The organism is Lentibacillus juripiscarius (genome assembly GCF_042685205.1).
In the GTDB taxonomy this organism is placed as follows: domain Bacteria; phylum Bacillota; class Bacilli; order Bacillales; family Amphibacillaceae; genus Lentibacillus; species Lentibacillus juripiscarius.
In genome coordinates this window covers 23,663-31,809 of record NZ_JBHUNA010000019.1, presented here as the reverse complement: position 1 = coordinate 31,809, position 8,147 = coordinate 23,663, and the positions used below count along the sequence as shown (strand labels likewise).

The 8,147-nt window shown below is 42.9% G+C and carries 7 protein-coding genes; 5 read left to right on the top strand and 2 right to left on the bottom strand.

What is annotated here, in order from left to right:
• Positions 1 to 353 precede the first annotated feature (353 nt).
• The gene (locus ACFSUO_RS08975; protein WP_382393226.1) at positions 354 to 1,028 is read left to right on the top strand and encodes a phosphatase PAP2 family protein; all 675 of its coding nucleotides are present in this window, start codon (positions 354 to 356) and stop codon (positions 1,026 to 1,028) included.
• A gap of 281 nt (positions 1,029 to 1,309) precedes the next feature.
• Here ACFSUO_RS08975 and ACFSUO_RS08970 read toward each other — a convergent pair whose 3' ends face one another.
• Complete coding sequence (locus ACFSUO_RS08970; protein ID WP_382393224.1) at positions 1,310 to 2,263, bottom strand: nucleoside hydrolase; 954 nt, start codon at positions 2,261 to 2,263, stop codon at positions 1,310 to 1,312.
• Between the two features lie 176 nt (positions 2,264 to 2,439).
• Positions 2,440 to 3,354 carry a zinc dependent phospholipase C family protein gene (locus tag ACFSUO_RS08965; protein ID WP_382393222.1) on the bottom strand — a complete coding sequence of 305 codons (915 nt, stop codon included), beginning with the start codon at positions 3,352 to 3,354 and terminating at the stop codon, positions 2,440 to 2,442.
• Between the two features lie 171 nt (positions 3,355 to 3,525).
• On the opposite strand from ACFSUO_RS08965, the gene ACFSUO_RS08960 reads away from it, so the two are divergent.
• The 4 genes from ACFSUO_RS08960 (at position 3,526) to ACFSUO_RS08945 (ending at position 7,972) form a co-directional block, all read left to right on the top strand.
• Entirely contained in the window at positions 3,526 to 4,233 is a 708-nt protein-coding gene (locus tag ACFSUO_RS08960) for a response regulator (RefSeq protein ID WP_382393220.1), read from the top strand.
• Positions 4,230 to 5,225 carry a sensor histidine kinase gene (locus ACFSUO_RS08955; RefSeq protein WP_382393218.1) on the top strand — a complete coding sequence of 332 codons (996 nt, stop codon included), beginning with the start codon at positions 4,230 to 4,232 and terminating at the stop codon, positions 5,223 to 5,225. The genes ACFSUO_RS08960 and ACFSUO_RS08955 overlap by 4 nt, the downstream gene beginning before the upstream one ends.
• A 109-nt stretch (positions 5,226 to 5,334) precedes the next feature.
• Positions 5,335 to 6,102: an ABC transporter ATP-binding protein gene (locus tag ACFSUO_RS08950; protein WP_382393216.1), complete on the top strand. Its 768-nt coding sequence runs from the start codon at positions 5,335 to 5,337 to the stop codon at positions 6,100 to 6,102.
• Positions 6,074 to 7,972: an ABC transporter permease gene (locus tag ACFSUO_RS08945; protein ID WP_382393214.1), complete on the top strand. Its 1,899-nt coding sequence runs from the start codon at positions 6,074 to 6,076 to the stop codon at positions 7,970 to 7,972. Before ACFSUO_RS08950 ends, ACFSUO_RS08945 begins: the two co-directional genes overlap by 29 nt.
• Positions 7,973 to 8,147 lie beyond the last annotated feature (175 nt).

The following is an 8,147-nucleotide window of genomic DNA, read 5'->3' as shown; positions in this document are numbered from 1 at the left end:
CGTATGCCTTAATAGGGCACGTGCGGTTTGATGAGGGGGTAGCCTTGAGAAAGGTTACCCTACTCTATAATATCAATGGACATTAGTATAGACCACGAAAATAATAAACGCTCCGCAAAAAGTTAATGGTTTCAACTATCGATGTAACATTAATCAGTATACCATTCACAAGAGGAATTTTTTGGACAAACTTTGTGAAAAATACGATTGGTACTCCCTCTTCATTGGCTGAATTATAGGACAAATGATTGCAACCTAAATACCCAAGAAGGATAAACCCAGATAGGCAAATCCCCAGAATATGAATTCCAAGGAAAAATAAATACATCAAATTGGAAAGAAGGAAGACTAAAATGCCGGTTCATCAAAGGCGAATTACCCTACTCTTCTGTATGGTTATATCAACGCTATTATTTATTATTATTGCGTTAAATTATAAAGAAAAATTGCTGTTGAATTTCGGCAAGTGGATACAATCTTATTTGTACGATTTTCTTGGATCATTTGGGGACTTCGTTTTTGTTGTAATTACCTATATCGGTTCAGCATATGCTTCATTCCCTGTTATGGTAGTTCTCATGTGCGTTTTTTTGTTTCAAAAAAGATACTGGACTACCCTTTTGTTAGTTTTTAATCTTATTGGTGTGCGGCAGCTTAACTGGCTACTGAAATCCATTTTCGAAAGACCCCGTCCGGAATTAGAACACCTTGTCCAAGTAAGTTCAGACAGTTTCCCGAGTGGACATTCAATGAATTCGATAGCCTTTTTCGGTTTTCTTGCGTATTTGTTGCATTTTAAAATAAAAGACATCGGAAAACCGGCTCGTTGGGTTTGGGTGGGTGCCGCTTTTTTGATAGGGTTCATTGGTCTTAGCCGCGTCTATTTAGGTGTTCATTATCCGCTTGATGTCATCGGCGGATTTTTAGCCGGGGGCGCATGGTTGTTATTTAGCATGTTCCTTTATACTTATGTTCCGAAAAAAGAACATCTCAATCGGCGAGTTCCAACCGGACAAAGCCAAAAGTAGCTTACGTCGAATTGGAACGTTTACGGAATGTCGATATAAAAAATAAAAACAGGACGAGGAGGACGAATTATAATAAATGATTAAAAAAATATTAAAAAGAGCGAACCAATTTATTTGAGGTTAGCTCTTTTTACTGCTTTCAGCTGATTACCTACATAGCAAACCACTTTTGTCTTTGCTGTTTAAACAGTTCAATGAATTCCTCGGGTGAGGATTACACGATATCCCTGTAAATATGTGAAATACGCTAATAATTCTTCAATTTCACTACGGAAGCCAGTTTATCTATGATTTGTTAAGATTTCAAGGACGTTTGAGACAAAAACATTCTGATTAATTTTCAGAGCAATACGTGTACACTTTGGTCCAAAACAATTACTCGCCCCTGGACGGAAGTCAGCGATACTTTCACCATCTGTAAATTTGCCTTTATATTCAACCTTAACCTCTCGTTTTTTGTACTCATACAACCCGTCAATATCAAGAGCGGCCATTAAAGCAGCCAAATCGTGTTGCGGTGTTCCGAGAATACCTGGATTTTGTTGTTGATAATATTCATAATAGAAATCTAAGATTGGTTTGATTATCTCTTCTAAAGGTGAATCTGAACGAGTATCGATGAGATTGACAACTTGTGGGGTCAATAAAGCATCTCTTGTTACATCTAAAGGTACGATTGTCAGGTTAGCTACATTTTGACAAACGTAATTAGCGGCAATCGGATCACCGAAAAAGTTCGCTTCCGCTACTTCAGTCGCATTGCCAGGTTCCATAAAAGCTCCACCCATGAGATAGGTTTCTTTTACATCTTCCATCACTTCAGGACTTAAATAATGGGCTATGGCCAGAGAAGTGCATCGTCCGACATTAACGATTGTTACCTCATTACCGTTGTTCTTGATTAAATGGAACAGCTTACTGAAATTCGTCCGATTTGCATAACGTTCTTCTGGAATTGGAGGATTAATTGGACCCAATCCTTCTATGCCATGGATTTCAGGAAAAAAGACAGGTTCTTCCCCGCTTAGGGGACGTGTAGCACCAGCGATGACAGGAATATCTGTACGGTCTGCTAGTTCCAACAAGTACTCGACATTCCTATACGCCTTTTCCCGATCGATGTTACCGTAGCCACTGACCACTCCAATGAGATCTACCTCGGGATTCTTCAGCGCGTAAGTCAATGCGATAGAATCATCTATACCTGTATCGGCAAATAAGATTATTTTTTTCATTTAACCACCTCAACCTATCTTATGAAAAAAGATAGGGTTTGCTTGTATGTTTGTCCGATGATTAATGAGGAGACAATTGAAATAAACAAAAGAAATAGCTCAGTTCTAGTGAACCGAGCTATTTTTAGTTTAGTTACAAAGACTGCCACAAATAAATGGTGTGCTCCTTTTTATGGCTATATAATTGGATCACTGTACCGGTTCTGCAGGTTTTGGGAAAGGGGCTTACCGGTATCATATGAAATGTTGCCGATTCGTTCATCAAGCCGTTCCCAGTAGGTCTTATCACCTGTATTCCAGTAGAAAATAAGATCAGTCATGATTTCGACCCCTTCTGTTTTTGCCTGATTATACAGGTCAACAAAACTTTTCGAGCATGGTTCATTTGTTGCAGGGTGATGCCATGTCCGGTGGCTTAGGTTCAGATAATCCGCATGATCTTCGACAGGCCGGTGGGAATACGGCGAAACGAGCGGTTTCAGCAATTTATTCTTCCAGCCATAGGGATCAGCCAGGAGCTTTAGCGCAAGGAACATATCCTGGTATGCTTTTTTTATTGTTCGTGGTGACCGTGCTGAAAAATCTGGGTAGTTTGCCGCAATGGCTTCAGCGAGCAGATCACCAATAATAGCGAGAAATTTTCGGCCGGTGTCCATTTCTTTATAGACTTGTGACCGCCATGTTTTTAAGTTGTGGTATTTTTCCATCATCAGTGTGTCGATGAAGACCTCCAGCTTCTGATGGTCATTTCCTTCATAACCCGCCCGGTAGTGGATATAGGGATGTGTATTGCGGTCCAGAATATGGTGTGTAATGAAACCGAAAACAAATGCGCGCACTTGGTCATCCCGGTTCTTGGCGCGTTCAATTAAGTCCATCAGGAAATCCCCGCACTTTTGCTGGTGGAGTACTAATCCCATTTGATTAACTGGTTTCTCTCTGGTCCAGGGCCAGAAACTATAATAAAAAAATGGATCAGGCCCTTGTGCTCCCAGTTTCATCGCCGCTTCATGCTGCAGGAATGCATCCGGCCGTTCCATCTTGTCGGCAGCTTCTTCGCAAAACAGCATGTGCGTCCATATATTGGGCATAATGGAACCCCCCTGCCTAATACTTCTTCTATATAGTATAAAAGAAACACGTGTGAAAAACATATCATAATACTTACTATTTTGTGACCGAAATGCGTCATTTCTTTGGAGGCCTTGTAGGCATCAAATGTTATAATAGGAACAAATCACACTGTGAAAAGAGGGTAATACGTGGAAAAGGTCATGGTTGTGGAAGATGATCCGAAAATAGCTGGGCATTTACATACATTTATTGAGAAGTATGGCTATGATGTTTTGTCGATTGATAATTTTCATAATCTGATGGATTCATTTCGCGGCTTTAATCCGGATCTAGTCTTGCTTGATATTAACTTGCCGCGTTTTGATGGCTTTTATTGGTGCCGGCAAATTCGTCTTGAGTCCGTTTGTCCGGTCATTTTCATTTCCGCCCGGACCGGGGAAATGGATCAGGTCATGGCACTTGAAAATGGCGGGGATGATTTTATCACCAAGCCGTTTCACCCGGATGTCGTCATGGCGAAGATTCGCAGTCAGTTGCGCAGGGCCTATGGAGCGTATGCCTTAGGGAACAGAGAACGCATTTTGCAGAAGCACGGCTTAAAGCTTTTACCGGAGCGTCTTGTGCTCAGATTTGGCGATAACGCTGTGTCCCTCACCATGAAAGAGGCGGTTATCATTGAAAGCCTAATGAACAGGCATCCGCGAGTGGCCGGTCGTGAAGATTTACTGGAGAAATTATGGGATGATCAGACCTATGTGGATGAAAATACGCTTAACGTCAATATGACACGGGTCCGCAAGAAATTTCAGGAACTTGGTATCACCGGTGCCGTCGAAACCGTTCGGGGCGCAGGTTACCGGCTCCGTGTGACGTGGAACGGGGCGGATGAATCATGAAGCTATTTATCAGGGAACATCGATTGCTGATTGGGCTGCAGCTAGTCCAGTCCGTTCTTGTTTGTTTCATTCTATGGCTTGATGGATCCGGAGACATGCTGACAGTTTTCTATTCAATATTTCTTTCTCTTTTTCTATTCAGTTGTTATCTCATATACCGCTATGTCACACGGCGCGGATTTTACAAAAGGCTTGAGGAACCATTGATGTCGCTTGATGAATCCCTCCAGGAAACGGAACACGTTCCGGTTGCCGAAGCACTTGATCAGCTGCTGAAATCTCAATACAGACTTTACCAGCAAAGGATCGGTGAGACCGAAGCGAGGAAGGAAGATCATTTGACGTTTATTGACCGCTGGGTACATCAAATGAAAACACCACTTTCAGTCATCGAATTGACGGCAAGAGACCTTGATGAACCGGAATCATCCAATATACGCGAAGAAACGGAGCGTATCAAAACAGGATTAAGTACGGTTCTGTACATGGCACGCCTCAGGACGATCGAGCAGGATTTCCGCATCAGACCAGTTATGCTGGAAAGCCTGGTGCATGAGCTCAATCGGGATAACAAGCGTTATTTTATCCGCAATGATGTCTATCCCAAGCTGGATACGGAGCGTTCAGGAATCACCGTCGAATCAGATGAGAAATGGCTTTTATTTATGATGACACAGCTCATCCATAATGCGGTGAAATATTCTGCCGGAAAGAGTAAACAAATCATGATTTCATTGTATGAACGGGAAGGGGTGGCCATTTTTGAAGTGAAAGATTTTGGAATTGGCATCCCTGAAGAAGATAGGAAGCGGATTTTTAACCCATTTTATACCGGCGCAAACGGACGAAGGTACCGGGAGTCGACCGGGATGGGCTTATTTCTTGTTAAAGAGGTGGCTGATCATTTGGGGCATGGGATTGAAATGGAAAGTGTTGTTGGCAGGGGGACGACATTCCGCATAGTGTTTTCATCGGCACAAAACATTACATAAATGTAAGCTAAATGAAAGACCAATCGATCGTTTGTAAGGGCAAGGGGCGATACACTAAAGACAAAGATATTTCGGGTGTTACTGTACACCCAGTGAAAGGGGTAAAAACATGCTTCAAGTAAAAAACGTAAGCAAAGTATATGAAGGTAAAGTCGCCTATCGTGCCTTATCAAACATCGATCTGGACATTGAGAAGGGAGAGTTCGTTGCCATCATGGGACCGTCGGGAAGTGGGAAAACAACACTTCTCAACATGGTTGCTACCATCGATGAACCGACAACCGGTGAAGTGTTAATTGGAGAAAAAAATCCGCATGCACTTACTCGGAATGAGCTGGCCAAGTTTCGCCGGCGTGAATTGGGGTTTGTCTTTCAGGAGTTCAACCTTCTCCACACGTTGACGGTGGAGGAAAATATGGTTCTGCCACTGACGTTGGACGGTAAGGTTGTTAAGGAAATGAAGCAAAAGGCAAATGCCATTGCCGAAAAGCTGGGCATTACCGACATCATGAATAAACGAACCTACGAGATTTCCGGTGGGCAGGCACAACGGGCAGCGATTGCTAGAGCAATGATCCACCAACCAAAACTACTCCTTGCCGATGAGCCGACGGGAAACCTCGATTCCAAATCATCCAAAGATGTGATGGGCATGCTTCAGATACTTAATAAAAAAGAAAAAACAACGATGATGCTTGTCACGCATGATCCACAGGCAGCAAGCTATGCGGACAGGGTCGTTTTTATCCGGGACGGGAAGCCCTATTCGGAAATCCATCGTGGAAAAAGCCGGCAGACGTTTTTCCAGAGTATCATTGATATGCTTTCCTTGATGGGAGGGGATGACAGTGACTTTTCGTCAATTCGCGATCAATAACGTCATTCGTAATAAGCGTTTATATGCTGCCTATTTTTTAAGCAGTTTGTTTACAGTAATGGTGTTTTTTACGTTTGCCATCTTTGCTTTTCACCCTGCATTCTTTGATGGGGGGATAAGAGCCGAAGTATTGTATGGTATGGCTGTTGCCGGAGGAATTATCTATGTATTTTCCTTTTTCTTTGTATTGTATTCGATGAGTTCATTTTTACAGTCACGCAAGAAGGAATTTGGCCTTTTAATGATGCAGGGGATGTCAACAAGGCAAATCCGGCTGATGGTCTTTATGGAAAATATGTTCATTGGCTTTTTTGCAACCTTGAGCGGGGTTTTGCTGGGGCTTGTCTTTGCCAAGGCAATTCTCTTGCTTGCGGAAAATGTCTTGGTGATTGAGGAAACACTTCATTTCTATTTTCCGCTGTGGGCGATTGTCGTAACGTTTGTGTCGTTTATTGTGCTCTTTTTGTTCATATCGCTGTTCGTGTCATTTATTCTCCGGACACGGAAACTCGTTGATTTAATTAAGGGGGATAAACAGTCCAAAGGCGAGCCAAAAGCATCGGTCACATTGGCGATTGTCGCCGCGGTACTGCTTGCTGCCGGTTACGCGGCGGCTTTGTATGTGAAGGGGCAAGCTGTCATTATAGCTATGCTGCCGGTTATCGTTGTCGTGACAATCGGGACGTATTTGTTGTTTACCCAGTTAAGTGTTTATGTGATCAGGCGGTTGAAAAGCAGTAAGGGTATTTTTTGGCGGAAAACGAATATGGTGCTTTTCTCGGATTTGTCATTCCGTATGAAAGACAACGCTCGGACGTTTTTTATGGTGGCGATTATTTCGACTGTTGCTTTTAGCGCGATTGGGACGTTGTATGGGTTTCAATCCTATTTGACCAAAGAAGTAAAAGAAATGAATCCATATACGTTTACGTACTCATCCTTTGAAGGGGAAGAACCCTTGACGCAGGATCAACGCGAAACAATTGATGAAACATTGGACAACTATGATATTCAGGCTAAAAAAGCTTCCGTTGAATTGGATTATTTTGACGTGGACAACAGCAAACGGCCACAGGTTTTGATTGCGAAAGAATCGGCGTATAATCGTTTTGCTGCGCTCCTTGGTAAGGAGAAGGTGGATGTAGGTGACCAAGAAGCGATTGTTGTCACAGATAGTTCGAGAGTTATGATCGGTGCATCCAAAAAAGCTCGACTGATGGACGTTCCAATTGAGCTGACGGATGGCGGAAGCATTCACCCGGATCGATTGATATCGACGGTTGTGCTGCCGGAAATGTTTTCTTATTACATTGTTGATGATGACACATTTACAGCATTGCCGAACGCTGTCGAATCAAAGTCTTATACAACCTGGCAGGCGACACAAGGCTCGCAGGAAGCGATTATCGAAGCAGGAAGAGTGTTGCAGAATACTTTTCAGCCAGGTAGATTCCAGGCGATTGATTATTCCGTATATACCATCAATAAGAGTTTTGGTCCTGTTCTCTTTATCGGGCTGTTTATCGGCATTGTGTTTTTTGTTTCGGCGGGAAGCTTTCTGTATTTCCGGTTGTACTCAGATCTTGATCAGGACAAAAATAAATTCAAATCGATTGCAAAAATGGGCTTAACGGATAAAGAACTGAAAAAAGTGATCAATCGTCAGACAGCACTTCTATTTTTTGCACCGATGGTTGTTGCTTTGATGCACGGAGCCGTTGCTTTGACCGCACTGTCGCATTTATTTGATTATAACCTGGCAGGTGAAGCGGCGTCAGTTCTTGGTACATTTGCTTTGATTCAGATTATTTATTTCGGGATTGTCAGGTATTTTTATACGAAACAGATTAGGCGTGCGGTTTTTTATTAAGCCGTTTTCTAAACGGTTGTTGTTTTGTCACTTAATCCAAAAACTGCGAACGACACTTTGGGTGGCCGAAAGCTGCGCGAAAACCGGAAAAGTCGCGCGAGCCAGGCCAAAAGTCGCGCGAAAATCAGAAAAGTCGCGCGAGCCGAGCCAAAAGTCGCGCGAAAATCGGAAAAGT

Bases quoted from the DNA above. Each gene is read 5' to 3' on its own strand.
- ACFSUO_RS08975 (WP_382393226.1), top strand. From the start codon at position 354: ATGCCGGTTCATCAAAGGCGAATTACCCTACTCTTCTGTATGGTTATA.
- ACFSUO_RS08955 (WP_382393218.1), top strand. From the start codon at position 4,230: ATGAAGCTATTTATCAGGGAACATCGATTGCTGATTGGGCTGCAGCTA.
- ACFSUO_RS08970 (WP_382393224.1), bottom strand. From the start codon at position 2,263: ATGAAAAAAATAATCTTATTTGCCGATACAGGTATAGATGATTCTATC.
- ACFSUO_RS08950 (WP_382393216.1), top strand. From the start codon at position 5,335: ATGCTTCAAGTAAAAAACGTAAGCAAAGTATATGAAGGTAAAGTCGCC.
- ACFSUO_RS08965 (WP_382393222.1), bottom strand. From the start codon at position 3,354: ATGCCCAATATATGGACGCACATGCTGTTTTGCGAAGAAGCTGCCGAC.